The organism is Bacillus sp. FSL P2-0069 (genome assembly GCF_038593315.1).
Classification (GTDB): domain Bacteria; phylum Bacillota; class Bacilli; order Bacillales; family Bacillaceae; genus Bacillus; species Bacillus safensis.
In genome coordinates this window covers 2,675,582-2,702,130 of the sequence record NZ_CP151984.1, presented here as the reverse complement: position 1 = coordinate 2,702,130, position 26,549 = coordinate 2,675,582, and the positions used below count along the sequence as shown (strand labels likewise).

Annotated in this window: 27 protein-coding genes, 21 tRNA genes and 2 rRNA genes; 38 read left to right on the top strand and 12 right to left on the bottom strand. The window is 43.4% G+C overall.

Annotated features, from left to right (window positions below; all coding sequences use genetic code 11):
- Positions 1–8 precede the first annotated feature (8 nt).
- The 23 genes from NSQ34_RS13900 (at position 9) to NSQ34_RS13790 (ending at position 5,560) form a co-directional block, all read left to right on the top strand.
- A 23S ribosomal RNA gene (locus NSQ34_RS13900) occupies positions 9–2,939 on the top strand.
- A gap of 61 nt (positions 2,940–3,000) precedes the next feature.
- Positions 3,001–3,116 (top strand): 5S ribosomal RNA (rrf, locus tag NSQ34_RS13895).
- A 518-nt stretch (positions 3,117–3,634) separates the two neighbouring features.
- A tRNA-Val gene (locus tag NSQ34_RS13890) sits at positions 3,635–3,710 on the top strand.
- Positions 3,711–3,743: 33 nt separating this feature from the next.
- Positions 3,744–3,819 (top strand) — tRNA-Thr (locus tag NSQ34_RS13885).
- A gap of 37 nt (positions 3,820–3,856) precedes the next feature.
- A tRNA-Lys gene (locus tag NSQ34_RS13880) sits at positions 3,857–3,932 on the top strand.
- Positions 3,933–3,940: 8 nt separating this feature from the next.
- Positions 3,941–4,023: transfer RNA gene (locus NSQ34_RS13875), tRNA-Leu, on the top strand.
- A gap of 30 nt (positions 4,024–4,053) precedes the next feature.
- Positions 4,054–4,125: transfer RNA gene (locus NSQ34_RS13870), tRNA-Gly, on the top strand.
- A 12-nt stretch (positions 4,126–4,137) separates the two neighbouring features.
- Positions 4,138–4,223 (top strand) — tRNA-Leu (locus tag NSQ34_RS13865).
- 10 nt (positions 4,224–4,233) lie between these two features.
- Positions 4,234–4,310: transfer RNA gene (locus NSQ34_RS13860), tRNA-Arg, on the top strand.
- Positions 4,311–4,317: 7 nt separating this feature from the next.
- Positions 4,318–4,394, top strand: a tRNA-Pro gene (locus NSQ34_RS13855).
- 8 nt (positions 4,395–4,402) lie between these two features.
- Positions 4,403–4,475, top strand: a tRNA-Ala gene (locus NSQ34_RS13850).
- Between the two features lie 25 nt (positions 4,476–4,500).
- Positions 4,501–4,574, top strand: a tRNA-Met gene (locus NSQ34_RS13845).
- A 4-nt stretch (positions 4,575–4,578) separates the two neighbouring features.
- Positions 4,579–4,655, top strand: a tRNA-Ile gene (locus NSQ34_RS13840).
- Between the two features lie 7 nt (positions 4,656–4,662).
- Positions 4,663–4,755: transfer RNA gene (locus NSQ34_RS13835), tRNA-Ser, on the top strand.
- Positions 4,756–4,777: 22 nt separating this feature from the next.
- A tRNA-Met gene (locus NSQ34_RS13830) sits at positions 4,778–4,854 on the top strand.
- A 4-nt stretch (positions 4,855–4,858) separates the two neighbouring features.
- Positions 4,859–4,935: transfer RNA gene (locus tag NSQ34_RS13825), tRNA-Asp, on the top strand.
- Between the two features lie 18 nt (positions 4,936–4,953).
- Positions 4,954–5,026, top strand: a tRNA-Phe gene (locus NSQ34_RS13820).
- Positions 5,027–5,051: 25 nt separating this feature from the next.
- Positions 5,052–5,127 (top strand) — tRNA-His (locus tag NSQ34_RS13815).
- An 11-nt stretch (positions 5,128–5,138) separates the two neighbouring features.
- A tRNA-Gly gene (locus tag NSQ34_RS13810) sits at positions 5,139–5,212 on the top strand.
- 17 nt (positions 5,213–5,229) lie between these two features.
- Positions 5,230–5,306, top strand: a tRNA-Ile gene (locus NSQ34_RS13805).
- 6 nt (positions 5,307–5,312) lie between these two features.
- Positions 5,313–5,387: transfer RNA gene (locus tag NSQ34_RS13800), tRNA-Asn, on the top strand.
- 3 nt (positions 5,388–5,390) lie between these two features.
- Positions 5,391–5,481 (top strand) — tRNA-Ser (locus tag NSQ34_RS13795).
- A gap of 7 nt (positions 5,482–5,488) precedes the next feature.
- Positions 5,489–5,560: transfer RNA gene (locus NSQ34_RS13790), tRNA-Glu, on the top strand.
- A 76-nt stretch (positions 5,561–5,636) separates the two neighbouring features.
- Here the strand turns inward: NSQ34_RS13790 and NSQ34_RS13785 are convergent.
- From NSQ34_RS13785 to NSQ34_RS13775, 3 genes are all read right to left on the bottom strand, one after another.
- Positions 5,637–6,113 (bottom strand): tryptophan-rich sensory protein, encoded by a 477-nt coding sequence (locus NSQ34_RS13785; protein ID WP_081124711.1) that lies wholly within the window; start codon positions 6,111–6,113, stop codon positions 5,637–5,639.
- 86 nt (positions 6,114–6,199) lie between these two features.
- Positions 6,200–6,934, bottom strand: coding sequence for a TraR/DksA C4-type zinc finger protein (locus NSQ34_RS13780; RefSeq protein ID WP_098677203.1), 735 nt, complete (start codon positions 6,932–6,934; stop codon positions 6,200–6,202).
- Between the two features lie 118 nt (positions 6,935–7,052).
- Entirely contained in the window at positions 7,053–7,991 is a 939-nt protein-coding gene (locus NSQ34_RS13775; protein ID WP_041117205.1) for a 1,4-dihydroxy-2-naphthoate polyprenyltransferase, read from the bottom strand.
- Positions 7,992–8,374: 383 nt separating this feature from the next.
- Between NSQ34_RS13775 and NSQ34_RS13770 the strand changes: the two genes are divergently transcribed.
- The 6 genes from NSQ34_RS13770 to menC all read left to right on the top strand — a co-directional run bounded on the left by NSQ34_RS13770 (position 8,375) and on the right by menC (position 15,816).
- Positions 8,375–9,793 carry an isochorismate synthase gene (locus NSQ34_RS13770; RefSeq protein WP_098677204.1) on the top strand — a complete coding sequence of 473 codons (1,419 nt, stop codon included), beginning with the start codon at positions 8,375–8,377 and terminating at the stop codon, positions 9,791–9,793.
- On the top strand, positions 9,786–11,531 hold the full coding sequence (menD, locus tag NSQ34_RS13765; RefSeq protein ID WP_098677205.1) for a 2-succinyl-5-enolpyruvyl-6-hydroxy-3-cyclohexene-1-carboxylic-acid synthase: 1,746 nt from the start codon (positions 9,786–9,788) through the stop codon (positions 11,529–11,531). Before NSQ34_RS13770 ends, menD begins: the two co-directional genes overlap by 8 nt.
- Positions 11,513–12,340 (top strand): 2-succinyl-6-hydroxy-2,4-cyclohexadiene-1-carboxylate synthase, encoded by an 828-nt coding sequence (gene menH, locus NSQ34_RS13760; RefSeq protein ID WP_034279373.1) that lies wholly within the window; start codon positions 11,513–11,515, stop codon positions 12,338–12,340. The genes menD and menH overlap by 19 nt, the downstream gene beginning before the upstream one ends.
- A gap of 14 nt (positions 12,341–12,354) precedes the next feature.
- On the top strand, positions 12,355–13,173 hold the full coding sequence (menB, locus tag NSQ34_RS13755; RefSeq protein WP_024424937.1) for a 1,4-dihydroxy-2-naphthoyl-CoA synthase: 819 nt from the start codon (positions 12,355–12,357) through the stop codon (positions 13,171–13,173).
- 71 nt (positions 13,174–13,244) lie between these two features.
- On the top strand, positions 13,245–14,705 hold the full coding sequence (locus NSQ34_RS13750; RefSeq protein ID WP_098677206.1) for an o-succinylbenzoate--CoA ligase: 1,461 nt from the start codon (positions 13,245–13,247) through the stop codon (positions 14,703–14,705).
- Positions 14,692–15,816: an o-succinylbenzoate synthase gene (gene menC, locus NSQ34_RS13745; protein WP_046312180.1), complete on the top strand. Its 1,125-nt coding sequence runs from the start codon at positions 14,692–14,694 to the stop codon at positions 15,814–15,816. Before NSQ34_RS13750 ends, menC begins: the two co-directional genes overlap by 14 nt.
- 106 nt (positions 15,817–15,922) lie before the next feature.
- Here the strand turns inward: menC and NSQ34_RS13740 are convergent, their stop codons facing one another.
- The 4 genes from NSQ34_RS13740 to NSQ34_RS13725 form a co-directional block, all read right to left on the bottom strand.
- Positions 15,923–16,114, bottom strand: coding sequence for a hypothetical protein (locus tag NSQ34_RS13740; RefSeq protein WP_034279382.1), 192 nt, complete (start codon positions 16,112–16,114; stop codon positions 15,923–15,925).
- A gap of 25 nt (positions 16,115–16,139) precedes the next feature.
- Positions 16,140–16,298, bottom strand: a complete 159-nt coding sequence (locus NSQ34_RS13735) for a DUF1540 domain-containing protein (RefSeq protein ID WP_008360682.1) — start codon at positions 16,296–16,298, stop codon at positions 16,140–16,142.
- Positions 16,299–16,366: 68 nt separating this feature from the next.
- Positions 16,367–17,413 carry a cytochrome d ubiquinol oxidase subunit II gene (locus NSQ34_RS13730; RefSeq protein WP_170825870.1) on the bottom strand — a complete coding sequence of 349 codons (1,047 nt, stop codon included), beginning with the start codon at positions 17,411–17,413 and terminating at the stop codon, positions 16,367–16,369.
- Between the two features lie 22 nt (positions 17,414–17,435).
- Complete coding sequence (locus NSQ34_RS13725) at positions 17,436–18,767, bottom strand: cytochrome ubiquinol oxidase subunit I (RefSeq protein ID WP_041116879.1); 1,332 nt, start codon at positions 18,765–18,767, stop codon at positions 17,436–17,438.
- A 176-nt stretch (positions 18,768–18,943) separates the two neighbouring features.
- Between NSQ34_RS13725 and NSQ34_RS13720 the strand changes: the two genes are divergently transcribed.
- Positions 18,944–19,186: a type B 50S ribosomal protein L31 gene (locus NSQ34_RS13720; protein ID WP_024424931.1), complete on the top strand. Its 243-nt coding sequence runs from the start codon at positions 18,944–18,946 to the stop codon at positions 19,184–19,186.
- 77 nt (positions 19,187–19,263) lie between these two features.
- Here the strand turns inward: NSQ34_RS13720 and NSQ34_RS13715 are convergent, their stop codons facing one another.
- Positions 19,264–20,247: a zinc ABC transporter substrate-binding protein gene (locus NSQ34_RS13715; protein WP_081124706.1), complete on the bottom strand. Its 984-nt coding sequence runs from the start codon at positions 20,245–20,247 to the stop codon at positions 19,264–19,266.
- A 215-nt stretch (positions 20,248–20,462) separates the two neighbouring features.
- Between NSQ34_RS13715 and NSQ34_RS13710 the strand changes: the two genes are divergently transcribed.
- Positions 20,463–21,029 (top strand): carbonic anhydrase, encoded by a 567-nt coding sequence (locus NSQ34_RS13710; RefSeq protein WP_024424929.1) that lies wholly within the window; start codon positions 20,463–20,465, stop codon positions 21,027–21,029.
- 1 nt (position 21,030) lies between these two features.
- On the opposite strand, the gene yidD is transcribed toward NSQ34_RS13710, so the two are convergent.
- Positions 21,031–21,255: a membrane protein insertion efficiency factor YidD gene (yidD, locus tag NSQ34_RS13705; RefSeq protein WP_024425785.1), complete on the bottom strand. Its 225-nt coding sequence runs from the start codon at positions 21,253–21,255 to the stop codon at positions 21,031–21,033.
- 126 nt (positions 21,256–21,381) lie between these two features.
- Here yidD and NSQ34_RS13700 point away from each other — a divergent pair, with 126 nt between their 5' ends.
- Positions 21,382–21,855 carry an S-ribosylhomocysteine lyase gene (locus NSQ34_RS13700; RefSeq protein ID WP_003217624.1) on the top strand — a complete coding sequence of 158 codons (474 nt, stop codon included), beginning with the start codon at positions 21,382–21,384 and terminating at the stop codon, positions 21,853–21,855.
- Between the two features lie 118 nt (positions 21,856–21,973).
- Complete coding sequence (locus tag NSQ34_RS13695) at positions 21,974–22,411, top strand: FixH family protein (protein ID WP_034279393.1); 438 nt, start codon at positions 21,974–21,976, stop codon at positions 22,409–22,411.
- Positions 22,412–22,419: 8 nt separating this feature from the next.
- On the opposite strand, the gene ytzI is transcribed toward NSQ34_RS13695, so the two are convergent.
- Entirely contained in the window at positions 22,420–22,566 is a 147-nt protein-coding gene (gene ytzI / locus NSQ34_RS13690) for a YtzI protein (protein ID WP_003217544.1), read from the bottom strand.
- A 131-nt stretch (positions 22,567–22,697) separates the two neighbouring features.
- Here ytzI and NSQ34_RS13685 point away from each other — a divergent pair, with 131 nt between their 5' ends.
- The 4 genes from NSQ34_RS13685 (at position 22,698) to NSQ34_RS13670 (ending at position 24,365) form a co-directional block, all read left to right on the top strand.
- A complete protein-coding gene (locus tag NSQ34_RS13685) occupies positions 22,698–23,135 on the top strand; it encodes a Dps family protein (RefSeq protein WP_024424926.1) in 438 nt (145 codons plus the stop codon).
- 126 nt (positions 23,136–23,261) lie between these two features.
- A complete protein-coding gene (locus NSQ34_RS13680; RefSeq protein WP_024424925.1) occupies positions 23,262–23,453 on the top strand; it encodes a hypothetical protein in 192 nt (63 codons plus the stop codon).
- A 155-nt stretch (positions 23,454–23,608) separates the two neighbouring features.
- Positions 23,609–24,013 carry a phage holin family protein gene (locus tag NSQ34_RS13675; protein WP_034279395.1) on the top strand — a complete coding sequence of 135 codons (405 nt, stop codon included), beginning with the start codon at positions 23,609–23,611 and terminating at the stop codon, positions 24,011–24,013.
- Positions 24,014–24,056: 43 nt separating this feature from the next.
- Positions 24,057–24,365 carry a hypothetical protein gene (locus NSQ34_RS13670; protein WP_024425787.1) on the top strand — a complete coding sequence of 103 codons (309 nt, stop codon included), beginning with the start codon at positions 24,057–24,059 and terminating at the stop codon, positions 24,363–24,365.
- Between the two features lie 28 nt (positions 24,366–24,393).
- Here NSQ34_RS13670 and NSQ34_RS13665 read toward each other — a convergent pair whose 3' ends face one another.
- Both NSQ34_RS13665 and NSQ34_RS13660 read right to left on the bottom strand, forming a co-directional pair.
- Positions 24,394–25,179, bottom strand: coding sequence for an AIM24 family protein (locus tag NSQ34_RS13665; protein ID WP_024424922.1), 786 nt, complete (start codon positions 25,177–25,179; stop codon positions 24,394–24,396).
- A 22-nt stretch (positions 25,180–25,201) separates the two neighbouring features.
- Positions 25,202–25,813: a TerD family protein gene (locus NSQ34_RS13660; protein ID WP_268414269.1), complete on the bottom strand. Its 612-nt coding sequence runs from the start codon at positions 25,811–25,813 to the stop codon at positions 25,202–25,204.
- Positions 25,814–26,061: 248 nt separating this feature from the next.
- On the opposite strand from NSQ34_RS13660, the gene ytkD reads away from it, so the two are divergent.
- A complete protein-coding gene (gene ytkD, locus NSQ34_RS13655) occupies positions 26,062–26,538 on the top strand; it encodes an RNA deprotection pyrophosphohydrolase (RefSeq protein WP_025093666.1) in 477 nt (158 codons plus the stop codon).
- Positions 26,539–26,549 lie beyond the last annotated feature (11 nt).

The window sequence follows — 26,549 nt, the reverse complement described above, 5'->3', positions numbered from 1 at the left end:
TAAGAAATGGTTAAGTTAGAAAGGGCGCACGGTGGATGCCTTGGCACTAGGAGCCGATGAAGGACGGGACGAACACCGATATGCTTCGGGGAGCTGTAAGCAAGCTTTGATCCGGAGATTTCCGAATGGGGAAACCCACTGCTCGTAATGGAGTAGTATCCATACTTGAATACATAGAGTATGAGAAGGCATACCCGGGGAACTGAAACATCTAAGTACCCGGAGGAAGAGAAAGCAAATGCGATTCCCTGAGTAGCGGCGAGCGAAACGGGAACAGCCCAAACCAAGAGGCTTGCCTCTTGGGGTTGTAGGACACTCTATACGGAGTTACAAAGGAATGATATAAGCGAAGAGGTCTGGAAAGGCCCGCCAAAGAAGGTAACAGCCCTGTAACTGAAATGTCGTTCTCTCCAGAGTGGATCCTGAGTACGGCGGAACACGTGAAATTCCGTCGGAATCCGGGAGGACCATCTCCCAAGGCTAAATACTCCCTAGTGACCGATAGTGAACCAGTACCGTGAGGGAAAGGTGAAAAGCACCCCGGAAGGGGAGTGAAATAGATCCTGAAACCGTGTGCCTACAAGTAGTCAGAGCCCGTTAACGGGTGATGGCGTGCCTTTTGTAGAATGAACCGGCGAGTTACGATCCCGTGCAAGGTTAAGCAGAAGATGCGGAGCCGCAGCGAAAGCGAGTCTGAATAGGGCGCATGAGTACGTGGTCGTAGACCCGAAACCAGGTGATCTACCCATGTCCAGGGTGAAGTTCAGGTAACACTGAATGGAGGCCCGAACCCACGCACGTTGAAAAGTGCGGGGATGAGGTGTGGGTAGGGGTGAAATGCCAATCGAACCTGGAGATAGCTGGTTCTCTCCGAAATAGCTTTAGGGCTAGCCTCAAGGTAAGAGTCTCGGAGGTAGAGCACTGATTGGACTAGGGGCCCCTACCGGGTTACCGAATTCAGTCAAACTCCGAATGCCGATGACTTATCCTTGGGAGTCAGACTGCGAGTGATAAGATCCGTAGTCGAAAGGGAAACAGCCCAGACCGCCAGCTAAGGTCCCAAAGTATACGTTAAGTGGAAAAGGATGTGGAGTTGCTTAGACAACCAGGATGTTGGCTTAGAAGCAGCCACCATTTAAAGAGTGCGTAATAGCTCACTGGTCGAGTGACTCTGCGCCGAAAATGTACCGGGGCTAAACGTATCACCGAAGCTGCGGACTGTTCTTACGAACAGTGGTAGGAGAGCGTTCTAAGGGCTGTGAAGCCAGACCGGAAGGACTGGTGGAGCGCTTAGAAGTGAGAATGCCGGTATGAGTAGCGAAAGACGGGTGAGAATCCCGTCCACCGAATGCCTAAGGTTTCCTGAGGAAGGCTCGTCCGCTCAGGGTTAGTCGGGACCTAAGCCGAGGCCGAAAGGCGTAGGCGATGGACAACAGGTTGATATTCCTGTACCACCTCCTCACCATTTGAGCAATGGGGGGACGCAGGAGGATAGGGTAAGCGCGGTATTGGATATCCGCGTCCAAGCAGTTAGGCTGGGAAATAGGCAAATCCGTTTCCCGTAAAGGCTGAGCTGTGATGGCGAGCGAAATTTAGTAGCGAAGTTCCTGATTCCACACTGCCAAGAAAAGCCTCTAGCGAGGTGAGAGGTGCCCGTACCGCAAACCGACACAGGTAGGCGAGGAGAGAATCCTAAGGTGATCGAGAGAACTCTCGTTAAGGAACTCGGCAAAATGACCCCGTAACTTCGGGAGAAGGGGTGCTTCTTAGGGTGTTAAAGCCCCGAGAAGCCGCAGTGAATAGGCCCAGGCGACTGTTTAGCAAAAACACAGGTCTCTGCGAAGCCGTAAGGCGAAGTATAGGGGCTGACGCCTGCCCGGTGCTGGAAGGTTAAGAGGAGCGCTTAGCGTAAGCGAAGGTGCGAATTGAAGCCCCAGTAAACGGCGGCCGTAACTATAACGGTCCTAAGGTAGCGAAATTCCTTGTCGGGTAAGTTCCGACCCGCACGAAAGGCGCAACGATCTGGGCACTGTCTCAACGAGAGACTCGGTGAAATTATAGTACCTGTGAAGATGCAGGTTACCCGCGACAGGACGGAAAGACCCCGTGGAGCTTTACTGCAGCCTGATATTGAATGTTGGTACAGCTTGTACAGGATAGGTAGGAGCCTTGGAAACCGGAGCGCTAGCTTCGGTGGAGGCATCGGTGGGATACTACCCTGGCTGTATTGACCTTCTAACCCGCTGCCCTTATCGGGCAGGGAGACAGTGTCAGGTGGGCAGTTTGACTGGGGCGGTCGCCTCCTAAAATGTAACGGAGGCGCCCAAAGGTTCCCTCAGAATGGTTGGAAATCATTCGCAGAGTGTAAAGGCACAAGGGAGCTTGACTGCGAGACCTACAAGTCGAGCAGGGACGAAAGTCGGGCTTAGTGATCCGGTGGTTCCGCATGGAAGGGCCATCGCTCAACGGATAAAAGCTACCCCGGGGATAACAGGCTTATCTCCCCCAAGAGTCCACATCGACGGGGAGGTTTGGCACCTCGATGTCGGCTCATCGCATCCTGGGGCTGTAGTCGGTCCCAAGGGTTGGGCTGTTCGCCCATTAAAGCGGTACGCGAGCTGGGTTCAGAACGTCGTGAGACAGTTCGGTCCCTATCCGTCGCGGGCGCAGGAAATTTGAGAGGAGCTGTCCTTAGTACGAGAGGACCGGGATGGACGCACCGCTGGTGTACCAGTTGTTCTGCCAAGGGCATCGCTGGGTAGCTATGTGCGGACGGGATAAGTGCTGAAAGCATCTAAGCATGAAGCCCCCCTCAAGATGAGATTTCCCATTCCGCAAGGAAGTAAGATCCCTGAAAGATGATCAGGTTGATAGGTCTGAGGTGGAAGCGTGGTGACACGTGGAGCTGACAGATACTAATAGATCGAGGACTTAACCTATATTCTAATGTGAAGCATGAACATTGTTATCTAGTTTTGAGAGAACATTCTCTCCATCAGGTTTGGTGGCGATAGCGAAGAGGTCACACCCGTTCCCATACCGAACACGGAAGTTAAGCTCTTCAGCGCCGATGGTAGTTGGGGGTTTCCCCCTGTGAGAGTAGGACGCCGCCAAGCTTCTATTAGGATCAGTTCCAGTCGGAACTGGTCTTTTTTGTGCAAGTTGAGGGTACATACATTCACTTGTTTGATAAAAGATCATGGCTTCATTTTATGTCCACAAGCAGCGTGTAAAATACTTGGATATAAAGAGAAAATGAGCCTATCGCATAAAACATATCTATAAAAAACAATAGAGAGACAGAGTATCAGCTTATATAGGGAAATTAAAGATGTGTAAGCCACTATGATTTTTATAAATGCTTACGGCTAAAGAGATACATATATCATTAAAGTATAAAAATGAGGGACTGCTAATATTTCTGAAGGAATCGAACGTTTTAAAAGAGAATATAGAAGAGAGAAGTTCAGCTGCTGAACGTGGAACAGCAGCTGTTTGAATAGGAGAAATGACGATCATTTGTTAAAAGAAATACGCAATGAAAATTGAAATAAAATTTTTTTAATATAGCCTTTACAAATGATTAAAACCTGTATATAATAATCTTTGTCGGATCGAGAGATTCCTACATAGTGGAGGATTAGCTCAGCTGGGAGAGCATCTGCCTTACAAGCAGAGGGTCGGCGGTTCGAGCCCGTCATCCTCCACCATATTTATTCTTACATAATGTTAGGATAGATAAAGCCGGTGTAGCTCAACTGGTAGAGCAACTGACTTGTAATCAGTAGGTTGGGGGTTCAAGTCCTCTTGCCGGCACCACTTTCATATGGTAAGATAGACAAGTCGCTTTTAAAGCGAGCCATTAGCTCAGTTGGTAGAGCATCTGACTTTTAATCAGAGGGTCGAAGGTTCGAGTCCTTCATGGCTCACCATGTTTCATGCGGGTGTGGCGGAATTGGCAGACGCGCTAGACTTAGGATCTAGTGTCTTTATGACGTGGGGGTTCAAGTCCCTTCACCCGCATTGCCAAATAAAATAAAGAAATCCTGTAATGCGGAAGTAGTTCAGTGGTAGAACACCACCTTGCCAAGGTGGGGGTCGCGGGTTCGAATCCCGTCTTCCGCTTATACCATCCACGCCGGGGTGGTGGAATTGGCAGACACACAGGACTTAAAATCCTGCGGTAGGTGACTACCGTGCCGGTTCAAGTCCGGCCCTCGGCATTATAAATAAGCGCCCGTAGCTCAATTGGATAGAGCGTTTGACTACGGATCAAAAGGTTAGGGGTTCGACTCCTCTCGGGCGCGCCATTAAGATCGGGAAGTAGCTCAGCTTGGTAGAGCACTTGGTTTGGGACCAAGGGGTCGCAGGTTCGAATCCTGTCTTCCCGACCATCTTTTATGGGGCCTTAGCTCAGCTGGGAGAGCGCCTGCCTTGCACGCAGGAGGTCAGCGGTTCGATCCCGCTAGGCTCCACTTTTTAAAAGATTATTTTGATCATGGCGGTGTAGCTCAGCTGGCTAGAGCGTACGGTTCATACCCGTGAGGTCGGGGGTTCGATCCCCTCCGCCGCTATAAAGGACCTTTAGCTCAGTTGGTTAGAGCAGACGGCTCATAACCGTCCGGTCGTAGGTTCGAGTCCTACAAGGTCCACCATCTATACGGAGGAATACCCAAGTCCGGCTGAAGGGATCGGTCTTGAAAACCGACAGGGGTGTCAAAGCCCGCGGGGGTTCGAATCCCTCTTCCTCCGCCATATTTTTTAAAACCCATATCATCGCGGGGTGGAGCAGTTCGGTAGCTCGTCGGGCTCATAACCCGAAGGTCGCAGGTTCAAATCCTGCCCCCGCAACCAAAATGGTCCGGTAGTTCAGTTGGTTAGAATGCCTGCCTGTCACGCAGGAGGTCGCGGGTTCGAGTCCCGTCCGGACCGCCATTTTTCAAAAGAATACTTGGCTCGGTAGCTCAGTTGGTAGAGCAACGGACTGAAAATCCGTGTGTCGGCGGTTCGATTCCGTCCCGAGCCACTTTTATCAAAATATTCATAGTATGGCGGTTGTGGCGAAGTGGTTAACGCACCAGATTGTGGCTCTGGCACTCGTGGGTTCGATTCCCATCAATCGCCCCATACATATTTTTGCGGGTGTAGTTTAGTGGTAAAACCTCAGCCTTCCAAGCTGATGTCGTGGGTTCGATTCCCATCACCCGCTCCATTTGTATATCTGTTCATGGGCCTGTAGCTCAGCTGGTTAGAGCGCACGCCTGATAAGCGTGAGGTCGGTGGTTCGAGTCCACTCAGGCCCACCATGATCTTCCGCAGTAGCTCAGTGGTAGAGCTATCGGCTGTTAACCGATCGGTCGTAGGTTCGAATCCTACCTGCGGAGCCAAATGGAGAAGTACTCAAGTGGCTGAAGAGGCGCCCCTGCTAAGGGTGTAGGTCGCGTAAGCGGCGCGAGGGTTCAAATCCCTCCTTCTCCGCCATTGATCTGGCCCGTTGGTCAAGCGGTTAAGACACCGCCCTTTCACGGCGGTAACACGGGTTCGAATCCCGTACGGGTCATTTTTAAAAGAGATCTTGTCAAAGATCTCTTTTTTATTTTCTCCAAAACGAAAGACCGCATCATGGCGGTCTTTTTTTACATATTCATGGAATAGATCGTATAAGACAAGTATGTGGCAAAGAAGCCCCATAAGACATAAGGAATCAGTAAAATTGGAATGACTTTGCTTAGTTTACGTGAGACGATGACAAGTGCAAGTGCTGTCAGTGCGACGAGCAGGCAGTCGATTGTAGCTGCAAACAAATCCTTTTGTGTAAATTGAAAAAAGCTAAAGGCTTGATTGAAAACATAATTTAAAAGGAAAAGAATCCAAAATGGTAAAGTGATTTTTTGGAACCCATATTTTCCATAAATGATCGCTGCGGACAATGAGATGAGTGCAAATAAGACAGCCCACACAGCAGCAATGACACCGCCACCAGGCGTCCATTCTGGTTTATTCAATGCGTCATACCATTCTCTGTCGATCGGGAACAAGAATCCGGCAATAGAGAATAGTGCGTATGTAATAAAGAAGACGACAATCGCCCAAATGATACTTTTTCTAGCCATCAAGAATCTCCTCCAATCAAATTCACTCTTAAAATGATTTCCCAATAATTACATGATATAAACATAAAGCCCCCAATATGAGGGGACTAATGATTTTCTTCTGTATAAGGTTCTTCCTCGTACGGTTTCAAGTCACCAAATACCGTCATGACACCTTCTTCGTCTAATGCTTCTTCATAGGCCTCGTGTGCTTTGTTCGGATACACCTTGCTGGCTTTTCCTTCAATATCAGCAGCTGCGAATCCTTCGTAGTCCTCCACATAATCTTCATCTTCTGATTGTGTATACACATCATCGTATGTTAGAGGAGGGAATTCCATATCAGACGGGGTCTCAGAGTTTCCGTAGCGTTCTACGTCTTGGTAGGCATCCTCTCCATCGTACGCAGCACTTTCTTCATTTTCAAATTGTCCCGCGGGAGGACTTAATAAATCCTCTTCAATCGGACGGTTTTGTGAAACGGTCTGTCCTTTTGAATGCTCTGTGCATGTGACGGCAGTAGGCAGGGCTTCTAAGCGTTCCTTTGGAATAGGGGCTTTACAGACCTTGCACAGACCATAAGAGCCGTCTGCAATGGCTTGGAGTGCTTCATTGATGTCTAACATATGTTCATGTTCCAAGCTGTTTAAAGCAATATCTTTCCCCCGCTCGAACAGCTCTGTCCCTTGATCACCCGGGTGGTTATCATAGGCAGACAATTCACCGATCGAATCGTAAGGAAAGGATACTTTCTGTTCATCGTCATGGCTTTTGGCTTCAAGTTCTTTCTTTTCATCGAGAAGGCGCTGCTTCAAATGATGTAATTCGTCTTTAGACAACAAAGCGATCATCCTTTCATATCAAACATATTGTTAGTATGAGCAATTTTGTATGTAAGACTAGTTCCAATTTGAAGCAATTCCTTATTAAAAAAACGCCTGCGGCTGCAGGCGTTCTTTGTTACGCGATATAGTATTGTAAGATCAAAGCGATCGTCAGCAGAAAACCAAAAAATGTATTGGTTTGAGCTGTAGATTTCATGGCATTCATTAATTCAATCGGTTTTTCTTTTTGTTTAAACTCTTTAATGGCTGTATAGGCTTTTGGCACACTGAGTAAAACAAGAAGACTCCAAAGGCCGACGATATCTGTGAAGATATAAACAAAAATGAGTACATATGATACCAAAAACATGGAAAGTAAAATGTTCACTGCAGCTTTGCGTCCAGCAAGAATGGCAAGTGTTCTTCGTCCATTTTCCTTGTCCCCGTCTAAATCACGGATATTGTTCGACAGTAAGATGGCACCAACTAAAATAGAAATTGGTAGTGAGACGAGAACAGCTTTAGACGTCAGTGTGCCTGTTTGGATATAGAAACTAATCAGGATGATTCCTAATCCCATAAAAGCACCTGAAACAAGTTCTCCAAACGGTGTATATGCAATTGGTACAGGGCCGCCAGTATAGAAATAGCCTGCTGCCATACAAATAAGACCTATTAGTGCAATCCACCAGCTAGACATCATGCAAATATATACCCCAAGTAATAAAGAAACCGCAAATAGTGCATAAGCGAGGGTGAGGACTGTCTTTGGCTTCACACCGTTTCTTACAATGGCTCCGCCGATGCCGACAGATTTCTCGTTGTCCAGCCCGCGAACATAATCAAAGTACTCATTAAACATGTTTGTTGCGATTTGGATAAACATAGATGCAAACAGCATGGCTAAAAATAGCCCAACATGTATTTGACCACTTGGAAGTGCTAAAACAGTTCCTAAAGTAACGGGAATAAATGCCGCTGTTAGTGTATGCGGTCGTAGTAAATTCCACCAAATTCGCCAGTTTTTATCAGGCTTTATTGGTGAAAGCTGATCTGATATCGATTGATGCTGCATAAAATATACTCCTTTAAATAAAAAAATACGTACACGTCCAAATTCCAGTTTAGCAAAGTTCAAAAAGGTGTCAATATATTGATGCGATGAATCGGGAAAAAGATGTTTGCTAATCGTTGCCATATCGAAGGAAAGCTTGATTTTAGAAACAGGTCCTGCCATTTTACCTTAGATGCTCTCGTTTCAATAAGCAGGAGCGAAAAAATCTTGAAAGCGTGATATAATAAGGATTCGAGGTTTTAAAAGCTGTTTTCTTTACTAAGTTCATCTGTTAAGGTTTATAATAGAAAAGCAGGTCATTCGACATATTCGAATGTTCATGTATTTTTTCATTATGGGTTTTATTTTTTTATGTTATTTCATGGATTTTGGAGGAATGTATCATGGTGACAACAGTGCAAAGTACTTTCCGGCAGGAAGCGCTCGCGACATTAGAAGAAGCGAATAACGTCAACCATGCTGTTTTGATAAGCTACTCCAGAAGAGTTGACGATCTGGATCCTCTTGCCTTTTTCCAAAGCGGCGAAGCGGATTTTTTAGGCGAGCGGTTTTTTTGGTCTGATCCAGAAAGCCAAATGATATTTTCTGGACTTGGCAGAGCGGCCGTCATTAAATCATCTGAGCAAGACAAGGAACGATTCGATATAGTCCATCAAGAATGGGAACAGCTAAAGCAGCACATGTTCCATTTTCATGATGAGAAGGAGTTAAAGCAAGCGGCTGTTGGTCCGCTTTTATTTGGAGGATTCTCGTTTGATCCGCACGAAGAGAAGGCGCGTCATTGGGAAGCATTTGGCGAGGCTCATTTTTTTGTGCCATCGATCATGCTGACTGTTTCAAAAGAAGGCAGCTTTCTTACGATCAATGAGTGGAAGCAGGTGGACGGGAATGTTCATCAGCTTATTCAAGAATTAGAACAAAAGGCCTCTCGTTTCGAGACATTACCAGTACGGACTGGTGGACAAGCTGAACTTGTTCATATGGAAGAGCTGGATGTGAACGAATGGATGAAGGCGATCCAAGAAGCGACAGACCACATTCGTGCAAACGAATATGAAAAGGTTGTTTTAGCAAGAGAAGTCTTGCTTCACTATAAAAATCAAATTGAACTTGCTCCACTATTAGCAGAATTATTAAAGCATCAAACAACAAGTTATGTATTTGCGGTTGAACAGGGAAGACAAGCATTTGTCGGAGCAACGCCGGAACGCTTAGTGAAAAAAAGCGGCGGAGAGGTCTTTTCATCCTGTTTAGCAGGTTCCATTGTTCGCGGAAAAGATGAAGCGGAGGATCACGCATTAGGCGAGGAACTGCTGCATGATGAGAAGAATTTGATTGAACATCAAATTGTCGTCAATATGATTGAGCAAGCATTTAAAGCGAATTGCCTTCATGTGCATAAACCAAATCAACCAATTCTTTATAAAACAAAAAACATTCAGCATTTGTTTACACCGATTGTGGGAGAAATTAAAAGCAGCTGTTCCCTTTTTTCATTAATTGAGCAGCTTCATCCGACGCCGGCACTAGGCGGATATCCGAAGGAAAAGGCTATAGAAGTGATTCGTGAAATCGAACCGCTTAAGCGCGGCTGGTATGCAGCGCCGGTAGGCTGGATTGATTCTCAGGATAATGGAGAATTTGCTGTAGCCATTCGGTCAGGTCTTATTGAGGAAGATCATGTTCGTTTATTCGCTGGCTGCGGAATTGTAGAGGATTCCCTTGCAAAGCAGGAGTATGAGGAAACACAAGTGAAGTTAAGACCAATGCTGTCTGCTCTTGGAGGTCATCCTATTGAATAATCACATCATGACAACATATATAGGCAGATTGATGGATGAATTCGTCCAAGGTGGTGTGAAAGAGGCAGTTGTCTGTCCAGGTTCTCGTTCAACTCCGCTTGCGATGCTGGCTCTTGCTCATCAAGACATCCATGTCCATGTTTTAGTGGACGAACGGTCTGCTGCTTTTTATGCGCTTGGTCTTGCAAAAGCAAGTCAATCACCAGTGCTGCTTATTTGTACATCAGGTACAGCAGCTGCTAATTTTTATCCAGCCATTGTAGAGGCGCATTATTCTCGTGTACCTCTTATTGTTTTAACTGCTGATCGGCCGCACGAATTGAGGGAAGTTGGAGCACCTCAAGCGATTGATCAGCAATTCTTATTCGGTAAGTTTGTTAAATGGTTCACAGACTTAGCTCTGCCAGAGGAAAGTCAAACAATGCTGCGATATGTTCAGACAGCAGCTGCGAGAGCAAATCACATGTCGATGCAGGAACCAAAGGGGCCTGTACAGATTAATGTACCTCTGAGAGAACCATTGCTTCCTGATCTGTCTATTGATCCTTTCGCGAGAGAAGAATCAGACACGAAAAAGGTATTAGCATCAGGTCAGACTTTCCCAAATGATCGAGTGATGTCTGAAATCGTAACCGTCATGAACCATTCCAAAAAGGGACTGATTGTGGCTGGTGAACTTCATACACAGGAAGAAAAAGAGGCAGTTTTACGCCTTTCGAAAGCTCTGCATTTACCTATTTTAGCTGACCCGCTGTCTCTTTTGCGCAACGGACATGAAAATGAAGATCTGATTATCGATGCGTATGATTCTTTATTAAAAGATGAAGCATTACAGCAGCACCTCTTGCCGGATATGGTCATTCGCTTTGGACCGATGCCTGTATCTAAGCCCTTATTCAAGTGGCTGGAAAACCATGCGGAAGTGAAGCAGATTGTTGTAGATGCAGCCGGAGGTTTTCGTGATCCTGGGTTAAGTGCTTCATACGTCATTGAAAGTACTGTGTCTGCTTTTGTAGAAGCAGCATTAAATCAAGCAGTACAACGTAAAGAGACAAGCTTCTTAAACTGCTGGCAGAATGCTAATTCTTCATTCAGAACGCATGCAGCCCGCTATTCAGATGAGGATTTGTCCTTTGAAGGGAATGTGTACCGTCAGCTTCAGCACCTCTTGCCAAAGGAGAGTGTCCTTTTTATCGGAAATAGTATGCCGATTCGTGATGTAGATACATTTTTTGAAACTCAGTCCAAGCCTTTTCGAATGATGGCCAATCGCGGAGCAAATGGCATTGACGGCGTTGTGTCCACAGCACTTGGCACGTATGCAGCATTGAAGCAGCCAGTCACTTTAGTCATTGGAGATTTATCATTTTACCATGATATGAACGGTCTGCTTGCAGCTAAGCTGATGGACATTCCGCTGACAGTTGTTTTGATAAACAATGATGGGGGAGGTATCTTTTCTTTCCTTCCGCAGGCGTCTGATGAACCGTATTATGAAAAGCTCTTCGGTACGCCGACAGGACTGAATTTTGAGTATGCATCGAAGTTATATGGGGGAACCTATTCGAAACCGGCAACGAAACAAGAGTTACATGATGTGTACAAGGCGCATATCGATGAACCTGGTCTTCATTTAATTGAAATTGAAACAGATCGTCATTCCCGTGTAGACAAGCATCGTCAAATGATGGATGACATATTGGAAGAAGTGAAAAAAGAATGCCTTCTCTCATCATAAGAATGCGTGATGGGGTAGCGTACGAAGTGGTGGACCAGAACCCTTCGGCAGCAAATGCTACACTATGCTTACACGGATTCACTGGAAGTGCAGCGTCTTGGACGTTCTTGAATGCTTATTTGGAGAATACAAGACTGATTCAGGTCAGCTTGCTCGGACATGGGCGTACGGACTCGCCAGAAAGTGTGAGAAGATATGCAATGTCTCAGCAGCTGGCAGATCTTGTAGAGATTTTAAACCAATTAAAGCTTCACAAAGTGAATATTCTCGGATATTCTATGGGAGGACGTATTGCTTTATCATTTGCCGCTCGTTATCCAGATCGTGTCAATAAATTGATCCTTGAGAGTACGTCTCCTGGGCTTCGCACTTTTAAAGAGCGGATGGCAAGACTAAAGCATGATCATCAGCTTGCTCAAAAGATTAGACATGAAGGCTTAGTGAAGTTTGTGGATTTTTGGGAAAGCATTCCTTTGTTTGCGTCTCAGAAAACTTTATCAGCTGAAAGGCAGACTGAGCTGAGAGAGGGAAGACTCAAAGCCAATCCTCTTGGACTGGCTCGCAGCTTAGAAGGAATTGGAACAGGTTCACAGCCGTCTGTTTGGAAGGCGTTAAAGCATATTCATTTGCCTGCTTTGTTCATTTGCGGAACGCTTGATGAAAAGTTCTGCCATATCGGCAAACGTATGCAGCAGGAGCTGAAAGGAAGTCAATTCATTTTGGCTGAGCATGCCGGGCATACAGTTCATGTGGAACAACCACATTTTTTTGGTAAAATAGTAAGTGAGTTTATTTTAGAGCAAGATTAGAGGAGGAAATATTGATGGCTATTGAATGGCAAACAGAGCGTCAGTATGACGAAATTTTATATGAAACGTACAATGGGATCGCAAAGATTACGATTAATCGTCCACACGTACATAACGCGTTTACCCCAAAGACTGTTAGTGAATTAATTGATGCATTTTCACGGGCTCGTGATAATTCAGAAGTTGGTGTAATTGTTCTTGCAGGTGCTGGCGGAAAAGCATTCTGTTCTGGTGGAGACCAAAAAGTTCGCGGCCATGGCGGTTATGTAGGAGACGATCAAATTCCACGTCTAAATGTATTAGATTTGCAGCGTTTGATTCGTGTCATTCCAAAACCAGTTATCGCAATGGTAGCAGGTTACGCGATTGGCGGAGGACACGTTCTTCACGTTGTGTGTGACCTGACGATTGCAGCAGATAATGCGATTTTTGGACAAACAGGTCCAAAAGTAGGCAGCTTTGATGCTGGTTATGGTTCAGGCTACCTTGCACGTATTGTTGGTCATAAGAAAGCAAGAGAAATCTGGTACTTATGCCGTCAATACAATGCACAAGAAGCGCTTGATATGGGACTTGTTAACACAGTTGTCCCATTAGATCAGCTTGAAGAGGAAACGGTGAAGTGGTGTGAGGAGATGCTAGAAAAGAGCCCGACTGCTTTACGATTCTTGAAGGCTGCATTTAACGCAGATACGGATGGATTAGCTGGAATTCAACAATTTGCAGGAGATGCGACACTTCTTTATTACACAACAGATGAAGCAAAAGAAGGACGCGATTCCTTTAAGGAAAAACGCAAGCCGGACTTCGGCCAGTTCCCGCGTTTCCCTTGATTCAATGATATCAATGAACAACAGCTTAGTGCATCAGACTAAGCTGTTTTCTTTTACAAAAAGGAGGTGTCATGATGAAGCAACCTAATTGGCTGCTGCACCGTGCCTATTTAACGCCAGATCGAGTCGCACTCATTTATCAAGAGAAGGAGTGGACATTTCACGAATTAGCTCAAGAAGCGGAAGTGCTTTCAAATAGACTTGCTCAGGCATCATTGAAAAAAGGGGAAACGGTTGCGCTTTTGATGAACAATCATCCTCATATGGTGATGCTTGTACATGCCTGTTTTTTATTAGGGTTAAAAATTGTGCTATTAAATAATAAGCTGACAAAAGCTGAAAGGCGCTATCAGCTAGAAGATGCAAAAGCCGCGGCGTTATTAACAGAATCTAGTTATGCAAGCGATCATGAGGGTGATTTACCCGTTTATACAATGGAAACTTTACCTGAACCAGGGCAAGGCCATATCAACAAGATCGAGAGTGAATTTGATTTGAATGAAACAGCAACCATCATGTATACATCTGGGACAACAGGACGTCCAAAAGGGGTAGAGCAAACGTATGGCAATCATTTTCATAGTGCTGTATCCTCTGCACTGAATCTGGGTCTCAGAGAGGATGACCGCTGGCTCATTGCCCTGCCTCTTTTTCATATTAGCGGCTTATCTGCTTTATTTAAGTCTGTGATATATGGAATGACAGTCGTGCTTCATCAGAAGTTTGACGTCGATGAAGTAAAGGATTCTATTGAAAGGCATCGTGTGACGATGATTTCCGTTGTGCAGACGATGTTATCTCGTTTATTAAGCAGATTGGCAGAATGTCCATCTTCTTTGCGCTGTCTTTTATTAGGAGGAGGCCCTGCGCCTTATGCGATGCTCCAAGAAAGCAAAGAGAAGGGCTTTCCTGTCTTTCAATCGTACGGGATGACGGAAACCTGTTCACAAATTGTGACCCTTGCGCCCGAATTTAGTGTAGAGAAGCTTGGTTCAGCGGGAAAACCTCTTTTTGGGTGTGAGCTGAAAATTCAAGACGGTGATCGCATTTGCCGTCCTTTTGAGCATGGCGAAATTATGGTGAAAGGTGCAAATGTGATGAAAGGATACCTTTACCGTGAAGAAGCGACCGCGGCTGCCTTTGATGAGGGCTGGCTGAAAACGGGTGATATTGGCTATGTGGATGAGGAAGGGTTCTTATTTGTGCTTGACCGCCGTTCAGATTTAATTATTTCTGGCGGAGAAAATATTTATCCTGCGGAAATTGAAGCGGTTCTGCTAACACATCCGCATGTAAAGGAAGCCGGAGTAACGGGTATGTATGATGATAGATGGGGAGAGGTACCTGCTGCTTTCCTTGTAACAGATGATAAGATACCGGAGAATGAGCTCTATGCTTTATGTGGGTCGCATTTAGCCAAATATAAATGGCCCGCCGCTTTTCACTTTGTGGACGAGCTGCCAAGAAATGCGTCGAATAAATTGCAAAGGCATAGACTCAGATCAAAGGGGTTTTCAAATGATTCAAATTGAACGAGTAATTTTATATCATGTCACGATGAAGCTTAAACAGCCATTTACAACAAGTCTTGGAACCATTTCAGAGCGTGAGTTTATTATTGTTGAAGTCAAAGATCAGACAGGATTGACTGGATGGGGAGAAGTATCTGCTTTTTCTTCTCCGTGGTATACAGAAGAAACAATTGAGACTTGCTATCATATGCTGAGGGCTTTCTTTATCCCGAACGTGCTGACGCGCACCTTTACACATCCTTCAGAAATCCCTGACAGTCTGTATCATTTTAAAGGCAATAGGATGGCGAAAGCAGGCATTGAAGCGGCTGTTTGGGATATTTATGCGAAGCGTGAGAATAAGTCTTTACGCGATGTATTAGGCGGTACAAAAGATAGAATACCATCTGGTGTTGTGGCGGGGTTAGGCCCTATTGACGATATGCTTGAGCAAATTCAGCAATTTGTTGATCAAGGCTATCAGCGGGTGAAGGTGAAAATTAAACCGGGACAAGATATTGGACTTCTTCAAAAGATCAGAGAGTCTTTTCCTGATCTGCCATTAATGGCAGATGCAAACTCTGCTTATGAATTAAAAGATATTAGCAAGCTTAAGCAGCTCGATGATATTCGTTTATTAATGATTGAACAGCCTCTAGCTGCAGATGATATTGTGGACCACCGCCATTTGCAAAAGCATTTAAAAACGCCGATTTGTTTAGATGAAAGTATTTGTTCTTTAGATGATGCTAGAAAAGCTGTAGAGCTTGGCAGCTGTCAAATTATTAATGTGAAGCCTTCACGAGTTGGCGGACTGACAGAGGCTCTTAAAATTCATACGTTTTGTAAGGAGAATCAAATTCCATTATGGTGCGGAGGGATGATTGAAACAGGTATTTCCCGAGCGCAGAACGTGGCACTTGCTTCGCTTCCTCAATTTACGATTCCCGGTGATATTTCAGCTTCGTCAAAATTTTGGGAGCAGGATATCATTTTTCCTGAAATTAAGGTTGAAAATGGGTTTATTGAGGTGCCTCGCTCCCCAGGAATGGGCGTGGAAGTTGATTACCAAGCGCTCCGTTCGTTTTCAGATAAAATCGACGTGTTTACAAAACATGATTTTGTGAGATAAAAACGAAGGAATCACCTTTTGCATCCACAATAGAATCTAGGTATAGTGAGAGAAAGTTTTTCCTTCCTGTCTGAACAAAAAAGAAAGAGCGGTGATCCGCTCTTTCTTACTCTTCAACCAGCTCGCTGTCATAAGCAAGCTGTCCGATATACTGATGAATTTCATTTGGCATGTTTGATGCATGTCCATATTCATAATCCCAAAGATTTAAAAAGGAGTGAGCGGCTTGGTGGAATGCGTCTTCATCCGCGTCATGAATTTCGTCAAAAAACGTTTGAAGCAGCCGATCATGTTTCAAAATGAAGCGCCTCCTTTAATGAGACTTAAAGGTCTTGTGGTTTAAACGTTTTACAATCCGTTTCTTCGCTTTTCTCAGCCGTATTTCCTGTGTGGCTGACGACATAGATTGCATCTGCACCACAGCGGTTTCCAGCATTCCAATAGGAACAGTTATTGACTTCACAAAGGATTTTTTGACTCATACAGATGACCTCCTTTTGAGTATGTCTTTCATCTATAATGTAACCGAAATGAAGCTCGTCCATTCATGTTAATCTTCCTGACGAATATAGCGCTTATCCTTCATAAATAATTTCCAGAAGAAATAAAATCCGGGAAACAAGATGATAAAACCTACAATATAGGTGATAAATAATGCCCTAAATGTGACAGGGTCTGTAAATCCAGACATGATTGTAATATCTGGATAAGCCATGTAAGGCAAATGGGCACGTCCATACACATAGCTTGCTAAGAAATATTGAATGGTAATCGCAATGACGGCAAGGCGTGGTCTTCCTTTCCGGTGCTTAAACCGGCTGTTTGGTAAAAATAGAGCCAGTCCTGCGAGCAGAAACATTAGGAGAGATACAAGAAGAATAGGGATGTTCTGCATCATTTTTGTGAACAGCCAATTGGCCTCGCTTCGTAATGTCAGCATGATAAAAAAGGCCATCATAAGTGAAAGTGGACCCGTAATGAGCGCTCCTCTTCTATAAATGCTGTAAGCTTCATCTTCATCAGCTACATTAGAGAAATCAGCTAAAAGCAAGGACGAAAGGAAAAGGGTGCTGAAAATGGCAAAGCCGACAAAAGAATAGACATTTGCACTTGTAAAGACCAGTCCAAGATCTAATGAGTAGGCGTTGTTCTCCTGAAAGATAAAGCCACCATGGGTGATTGGGAGAACCATGATCAGGATGGACGGAATGATAAAGCCGCTGATCCCTGAAATATACGTCACCGCTTTTCGGTATTTCTTAGGCAGTGAATGAGAAAACACGAGAAACCCGCTTCGCAGTGCAAGAAGTAATAATATGATGCTGCCGGGTATTAATAAAACGGTGCCAAGTACAAAGGTCGCACCTGGAAACAGGCTGAACAATGCGACAACGATGGCGACAATAAAGACGTTTGTCACTTCCCATGTTGGAGAAAGGTACTTATTTGCGATATTAGCGGCTTTTGTTTGTTCTCTATTCATATAAATCATCGACCAAAATCCTGCTCCGAAATCCATTGATGCCATCACTGCATAGATAAAAACGAATCCCCATAAGATGGTGATTGCAATGAGCGCATCAGTTGTAACATCCATTTGCATCAAGATCGCTCCTTTTTTAAGATTCTGTTAACCGTAGGTCTTCTTCAATCGTATTTTTTCTAAAGTAGTACGTCAGCACAATAACGGTTGCTATGCCTAAGATGAGATAGACAATGGCAAAAAGGATAAAAAGTGTTCCGATCGAGCCAGATGATGTGACAACCTCGGAGGTTTTGAGCATTCGATAAATGACCCATGGCTGGCGGCCTGTACAAGCAAAGATCCAGCCAAATTCAATAGCCAAAAGACTAAGAGGCCCGCCGAATAAGTAAAGAAAAAGAAGCCACTTCGGAAATTTGTCCCGTTTTAAAATTTTACGGTAAAGCAGGGCTAATACCGCAAATAGAATGAGCACCGATCCAATAATGACCATGCCGTTAAATAATGTGTGTATAAATAAAGGCGGCCACTCGTCACGAGGAAAATCATTTAAGCCTTTGACCACTGTATCAAAGCTATTTCCTGCCAGAAAACTGAGCGCCCAAGGAATTTCGATCGCACCTTTAATTTCCTGCGAATCAGCATCCGTAAAACCACCTATTGCAAGAGGCGCATGTGATTGCGTTTCAAATAAACCTTCAGCTCCAGCCAGCTTTTCAGGCTGATATTCATACAGAAGCTGAGCGGATTCGTGGCCATTTAAGGCTGTTAGAAAGGAGAAAAGTCCTCCTACAATGAGTCCAAGAAAAAGGGCTTTTCGATGAAATGTATAGAGCTTCTCATTTTTTCTCGTTTTGAGCATTTTAAAAGCTGCAACTGAAGCAATCACAAAAGCACCTGTTGTAAAAGCAGACAGCACAACATGTGTAGCAGTTACAGCAAAGCTTGGATTGAAAAAGGCCTTCCAAGGCTCGATATTTGTGATTTCTCCATTCACCATCTGAAAGCCAGCAGGTGTCCCTTCAAAAGCATGTACGTTTGTAATTAGAATCGCTGATGCAGCTGCACCAATGACGATAAAAATAACGGTAATGATGCGCATTGCATTTGATAGGCGATCCGCTGCGTACACATAAATAGACATAAATAATGCTTCTATAAAGAACGCATAAATTTCAATCTGGAATGGCAGTGACATGACCTTTCCGATAACCTCCATAAAACCTGGCCATAAAAGGGCAAGCTGCGTACCAGCAATTGTACCTGTTGGAATGGCGACCCCTAACAGAACAGCCTGTGCTTTTGTCCACCGCTTGGCCATGATGGCATAATGAGGGTCCTTCGTTTTTTGAAAGATGAGTTCAGCTAACAAAATCATTAGCGGGATGCCAACGCCAAGCGAGGCATAAATAATATGAAAGCCCATGGTTGTGCCGAACAGGCTTCTAGCTAAAACGAGATCAGTCAATTTTTTCTCCGCCTTTCTTATCGCTTCTCTTTTTCATGATGCTTATTATTCTCCACCATTTTTAGATTATTCTTCCTGACTAAGAAAGCTTGTTTTTTGACAAGTTGTAAAAGAGGGAGTAGAATATAAATATAAAACGTAACCATTACGTTTTATTAACGAAAGGAGTTTTGACATTGAAAAGAGATATTCATCCAACCTCACATGAAGTTGTATTTATGGACGTAAACAGCGGTTACCGCTTCTTGAGTAGATCAACAAAGACATCAAACGAGACAGTAGAGTGGGAAGATGGGAAAACGTATCCTGTCATTAAAGTAGAAACAAGCTCTGATACGCATCCTTTTTATACAGGGCGCCAAAAATTCGGAGAAAAAGGTGGAAGAGCCGAGCAGTTTAAGAAAAAATATCAAATGTAATCAAAAAAGCACGCCTGATAACGGTGTGCTTTTTTTGACAGTAAAAAACCCCGGGTGATCAGCCGGGGTTCAAAGCATTAATCATTTAAAGCGGTGTTTAAGGTCTTTAAGTTTTGTTTCATTAAGCTGACGTAGCTTTCGCCGTTTTTGGCATCATCTTCAGTAATGGATTCTAGATTTTTAAGGGTCAAGCTTTTTGCCCCAATTTCACTGCGGATTGTATCTGATACTTTGCTGCTGACGTTGTTTTCAAAAATAACGTATTGAATGTGATGCTTTTCCGCTTTTTGTACAATGTTTTCGAGCTGTTTTTGTGATGGCTCTTCAGAAGCGGATAACCCTAAAACACTGATTTGCTCAATGCCATAGCGCTTTTCCCAATAACCATAAGCTGCGTGAGAAACTAGGATTTCTTTATGTTTCGCTTTAGATAACGTTGTTTTGAATTCTTGATCTAATGATTGTAAATCTTTTTTTAGATGTTCATAGTTTTTTGTGTATTCATCTTTATGATCTGGATCTAATGAGACGAGTGTGTCTTTAATGTTTTTCGCCATTTGCTGCGCATAAACCGGGTCTAACCATGCATGAGGGTCCTTATCTCCGTGATCGTGCCCGTCATGATCATGGTCTTCAGCTTCATGGTCATGATCTTCGCCTTCTTCATGTGCATGTTCTTCATTTGTCGATAACAATTTGATGCCTTCGGCTGCTTTGACTGTTTTCACACCTTGGTCTTTTAAAGTGGCAGCAGTTTTGTCTGCGAATGCTTCAGCCCCTGTGCCGCTGTAGATAAAGGCATCACCTTCAGCCATTTCAACCATTGTTTTTGAACTTGGTTCAAAGCTGTGAGCATCTGCATTTGCAGGATACACGCTTTGAGCATGAACGTGAGAGCCGCCAATTTTTTCAGTAAAATCTTGGATTGGGAAGATCGTGGTGTAAATGATTAGTTTCCCGTCTGCCTTACCTTTTGAAGCATTCGTGCCCGCACTGCTTGAGCAAGCGGCAAGACCGATCGCGAATAAAGCAGCTGTTAAAATAAAAAAGATTTTTTTCATGTAGAAAATGTCTCCTCTCAATCTAATAGATAGAAATGATTACGATTTAATGTCCTGAGTTATTGTATCGTAATAATTACGATTTGAAAAGAGGAAAATAAAAAATTTTCGTCAGCAGATGTTTCCTCTAAAAAAAATAAGCTGCAAAACGTGACGAAATTTCTTACATTGTGCTATATTTATTTTTAAAAAAAGATAAAGGAATGGACAAACGTATGAAACTTTTAGATGAAATCATCGAATATAATCAACAATTTATTGAAGAAAAGAAATACGAAGAATTTACAACAACAAAGTTTCCACAGAAAAAAGCTGTCATTCTATCGTGTATGGATACAAGACTTGTTGAACTGCTTCCGCGTGCCATGAACATGAAAAATGGTGATATTAAGATTGTCAAAAGTGCTGGGGCGCTTGTTTCTCATCCATTTGGAAGTATTATGCGAAGCATTTTAGTTGCTGTTTACGAATTAAATGCTGACGAGGTATATGTCATTGGGCATCATGATTGCGGGATGAGTAAAATAGACAGCCAGACACTTTTAAATAAAGCCGTTGAGCGCGGTATTCCAGAAAAACGTATTGAAGTACTGGAATACTCAGGAATTGATTTTAAACAGTGGCTCAAAAGCTTTAGTTCAGTCGAAGAGAGCGTGAAGGACAGTGTGTCCGTAGTGAAAAATCACCCGCTTCTTCCATCAGATGTACCTGTACACGGGCTTGTCATTGATCCTGGAACAGGGAAGCTTGACTTAGTTGTCAACGGATATGAAGAAAAGTAAGTTATTTTTCCTTTTTAGGCGGAACAGGATCGATGCCGCCAGGATGAAGCGGATGACATTTCAAAATCCGTTTTATGGTGAGCCAGCCGCCCTTGACCGCGCCATGCGTTTTGATCGCCTCTAGTCCATAGTTTGAGCATGTTGGATAAAACCGGCAGCTTGGCGGTGTAAGAGGGGAAATACATTTTTGATAAAAGCGTATTATGCCGATAAAAATTTGTTTCATAGAGGTTCCTCCTTGTCTGTCTTCCACAGTATAAGAAAAAAGAACAAGGAAGGAAAGTTTTATAAACTAAACTGGTCGGAGAAATATGTTATAATATAGGAAATTGCAATTATAGGAGTGGTGATTATGCCTTCAGTCGAAAGCTTTGAACTTGATCATAATGCTGTAAAAGCGCCATATGTTCGTCATTGCGGCGTTCATAAAGTGGGATCAGATGGGGAAGTAAATAAATTCGATATTCGTTTTTGTCAGCCCAACAAGCAGGCGATGAAACCTGATACGATTCATACATTAGAGCATTTGCTTGCGTTTAATATTAGAACACACTCAGAGAAATATGATCATTTTGATATCATTGATATTTCTCCAATGGGCTGCCAGACAGGCTACTATTTAGTTGTCAGTGGTGCACCAACTCCAAAAGAGATCGTTGAACTTCTTGATGCAACATTCAAGGATGCGGTTGAAGTAACAGAAATTCCTGCTGCAAACGAAGAGCAATGCGGACAAGCGAAGCTTCATGATCTTGAAGGGGCAAAACGTTTAATGCGTTTCTGGCTTTCTCAGGATCAAGAAGAGCTTTTAAAAGTATTTGGTTAATAGAATGATGAACCGGACATTTAGATGTCCGGTTTTTTATTTGAATTTAAACAGAGATGTCAAAATAGGGGATATTTGTTAAAATGGACATGTCAGTAAAAGAAGGGGGAAACGCAGGATGCGAAAAATGTTGGGAATGATTCTGATGCTCACGTTATTGAGTGCATGTGGAAACTCTGCAGCAAATAGCGGCAAAGGGGAAGTGCCTGAGCTATTAGAAGTAAAGCTCACAGGACCTGAGCAAGTGGAGAAAAATGAAAGCGTTATAGTAAAAGCAGCTGTCACATATGGTGATACGCCTGTTGATGATGCAGATGATGTTCAATTTGAAGTGTGGAAAGATGGCGACAAGGATAACAGCAAGATGATTCAGCCAAAGAAAGAAAACAAGGGTGTATACGAATTGCACACAGCCTTCAAAAAAGATGGCCTTTATATCATACAAGTCCATGTGACAGCTAAACAGCAGCATAATATGCCGAAAACGAACATCCACGTAGGTGAGGTGAAAAAAGAGAGTTCATCTACTGAAGAAGAAGAAACCTCACATCATTAAAAGCGGATTTATTTTGGATTAGGACGTTGATTTGGTTCTGCATCCTGTGGTGAATCGACTTTATGCTTATATTCATAAGCCTTCGATGTCGTCCACAATGATAAAAAGACAACGATTGAGATAATGATAAAGCTGATAATCCCAAGTAACAGCATCTAACTCCCTCCTTATTTCCATATTAACATATATTTCATGCAGTCAAAATAGAAGAAATTGACGGCAGGTTTCAGTATAATAAGAAAAGGGTATTCTCATACTAAACGCAATTACATAAGGAGGAATAAATATGTCTGAACAATTATTAAACGTCGTCAATAAACAAGTAGCTGATTGGACTGTGCTTTACGTGAAATTACATAACTATCATTGGTATGTAAAGGGGAAAGATTTCTTTACACTCCATGAGAAATTTGAGGAACTATATACAGAAACAGCTACATATATTGATGATTTGGCTGAGCGTATGCTTGCTTTAAATGGACAGCCTGTTGCGACAATGAAAGAGTGCTTAGAAATTTCCAGCATTCAAGAAGCAGAGGGCAAAGAATCAGCGGAGCAAATGGTGAAAAATCTATATGATGATTTCTCCAATATCGCTGAGGAATTAAAGCAAGGAATGGAGCTGGCTGCAGAGGTTGGCGATGAAACTACAGGTGATATGCTGCTTGCGATTCATCAATCCATTGAAAAACACAACTGGATGCTTAAAGCATATTTAGGATAATACACGTATGTGAAAAGAATGTCGGTCATAAATAGACCGACATTCTTTTTTATTGGAATCGGGACAGACAGCCCATTGAAATCATAGGGCTTTCAGCCGAAGAGAAAAGAGAAGGGAGGGAAGAAGATGTCTTCTATTGCAGGAATGATGAGTCAGCAAGTAGCGAGCATTCAAAAGACACTCAATATTAGTTTGTTGAATTCACAGCTTGCTACGAATACAGCACAAGCTATGGTGATGCTGGATCAAGTGCAGCAGCAGCCTCAAGCTGTTCAGCCAAAGGATTCAGATGCTTCATTTATTGATGTCAGAGTCTAAAAAGAGAAGCCGCCTCATGGGGCGGCTTTTTTTGGTTTCATTCGTCTCCCTGAGGACATAACAGCGCCTTTATTTTTTGTCGTCCAAGCTATTGCGAGAATTCGGCATATACTATTGAGGTAAGGAGTTCCACTTTGAAAGGATGTTGATGCCAAGTGAGCAAGGATTTAGGCATCTTTTCGTTGGTTACAGTGAGTTTGTCGGCGATGGGCTTTCTGTTTGGTGGAGCAGGATATTTACTGATGATTTTAGTGACGTTGATGGCTATTGAATTAATTTGTTCAAGCCTAAGAGAATCTTTGACTGGGCAGCTCACAATGAAGCGGTTTTTTACGCGGCTTGTTCGAAAGATCGTGACAGTTTCCTTAATATCGATGGCGCATTTCTTCGATGTCATGCTGAAGACAAATGGGACGATTAAGGATTTAGCGATCATCTTTTATATTATTTATGAATCTTACCAAATCGTCTCGACAGCCAGAGCCCTTGGAGTTCCCATTCCACAGTTGTTTATTGATGTATTGGACATGTTGAAAAATAAATTGCGCAAAAAGCCGTAATTTCCTCATATCTGGTCATACTAAAGGAAAAAGGATGATTCAGATGGCGAGACACACGTACTATGTATCCGTACAAGATGGATCGATATCGCAGCATAGAGATGCAGCGGCTTGGCAATTTCAAATAGAAGCAGATGATGATCAAATTTTGCAGCTGAGAGACTATTTCGATGAACAGTATATGACAGATTGGAAAGGCTTCTTTCGGGCGCATGTTCCGTTTCTTGAATATCATTATGATAGTCCAAATGATGAAATGGATAGAAAAAGAAAAGAGATTTACACAATGATTTATGAGCTCGGCAATGAAGAGACAAGGAGCTTTATTGAGACAAATGGTTTGATGAATTGAAAAAGCATGTAGAGAATCTCTACATGCTTTATTTTCGCGGTTGTAAAATGCCTCCGATCAAATCGCTGATCCCGCCGCCTCTATTTTCCTGCTGTGAATTGGTGAACTCATGAGAGGAGCTCTGGCTCTGAGGTTTGTAGCGATTATCATCTAAGCCCACCCGTAACCCAGATGTGCGCTCAGATGGCTGGATAATGACGATTTGATCTTGTTCCTGGAACTCAAATAAGTAGGATTCGCCAGATGTTTGTCCAATGAAAGTCTTCCAGTTCACATCTAGTTTGACCTTCGGTGCTTTGCCTGTCCAAGCAACAATTGCGTCAGGGTCTACACGGCAGGGGGCTTTTAAAATGAGCGGATTTCCATTCGTTTTAATGGCGACCTGCGCTCCGTGCCCTTGATAAGAGAGTTTTGATGTAAACAGTCCTTTCTGTGATAAAATACCAACGCCTACTGGTGTGACGCCGTAATGGCATTCCTCAGTAAAGGCAAGTAAATCTTCACTTTCTACACTTACATGCTGCCAAGGACCGCTTGGCTCAAGGTTAATCACTGTTACATGCTCGCTTGCATCCGCCAAGTAGCAAGTACCTTGTCCACTCACTTCCATCATCTCAAGGTTTTCACCTGTGAATTTCCTGCTGATATGGTTAAATACTTGGCTGACCATATTTCCTTTATTCGTTCCAAGTAATCGCTTGCGGTATTGGAAACTTCCTTGATCCGCAATCATGGCGCCTTTTTTGGCAAAAAAGATTCCGCTGCCTTCTGCTTGTAAGGTAAGTTCTTCTATTGTGTTGAAATGAAATCCCATAGGTGCCGGCTCCTTTCCTGCGTCAAGATGTAAATTTGTAGATGCGGCATAAATCATTTAAATCTAGAGTAGTCCCTTGCCCGGTCGCGGTGATTTTCCATTCCTCCTGATCTCTCGTGAGTTCAGCGCATATAATGGATGTACAATACGAATAATCCTCTGTTAACTGAAAGGTACAAATTTCTTGCTGCGAGATTTGATCCGTAAGTCGCACGTAGGCATTGGTGACTTGTCCAAAATGATGCTGGCGTTCGTGTGCATCATGTATCGTGGCTGTGACGACAATTTTATGAATGTCAGGTGAGACTCTGCTTAATTGCATAATAATCATTTCATTGTCTCGATACCCTCCGCCAAATTGATGATCACCAAGATGACGCACAGCTCCATCTAAGCTTTGCTGCTGGTGATAATAGATCAGATGCTTAGGAGACAACAGCTTGTCCTCTTCATTTAAAAGAAACACTTGCGTATCTAAATCAATTGGCTGACCAGCAAGGTCCCAGCCAAGCCCGATATGAATTTGGTCGACCGCTGGATTGTCTTTTGTTAAATCTAACTTTTGCCCTTTCACGAGGTGTTTCTTGATCACCTCATGGGGTGCGTTTTGTTTTGACCCATTTTTTATACTCATGCTGATTTCCTCCTCGTTGTCATAGGACAAACACTGATTCATTTACGTCATATAGGGATAAAAGGTTTCATGATTAAAATTGGGTGAAGTTGGAGATGATAAAAAGGTTTTAGAAACAATACCTCATTTTAGATAAAGACGAGTTGGAACCACTCGTTTGTTTCACTTTTGATAAAAATTCTTCAGATAAATGTGATCTGTGGTATGATGTTTTACAAGAAGCAAGGACAGGATATGAGGGATTTCACATGCATGTATTTAAAGACTATTATCATAATACGGTCAAGCTCTCTTTTGAGGAGAAGCCTTTTTCAAGTCATCCTAAGCATGTTTGGGCCATCTGCCGCTACCAAGGGAAATGGCTGCTCACTGAACATGAGGATCGGGGCTATGAGTTTCCAGGGGGGAAAGTTGAGCCGGATGAAGAAGCAGATCAAGCCGCTATACGGGAGATTCAAGAAGAGACGGGTGCTGTTGTTCGTGAATTAACGTATATTGGTCAATATCAGGTGCTGGGCAGAGAAAAGGTCATTGTCAAGAATATTTATTTCGCTGATATTGAAAAGCTAGTGAAGCAAGACACGTATTTTGAAACGAAAGGACCCGTTCTTTTCGCAGACTTGCCAAGATCCATCGCAAAAAATAAGAATTTCAGTTTTATTATGAAAGATGATGTGTTAAGACAAAGTCTTGCTTATTTAGAAAAGAACGGTTTGATTCGTTAAAAAAAGCGCAG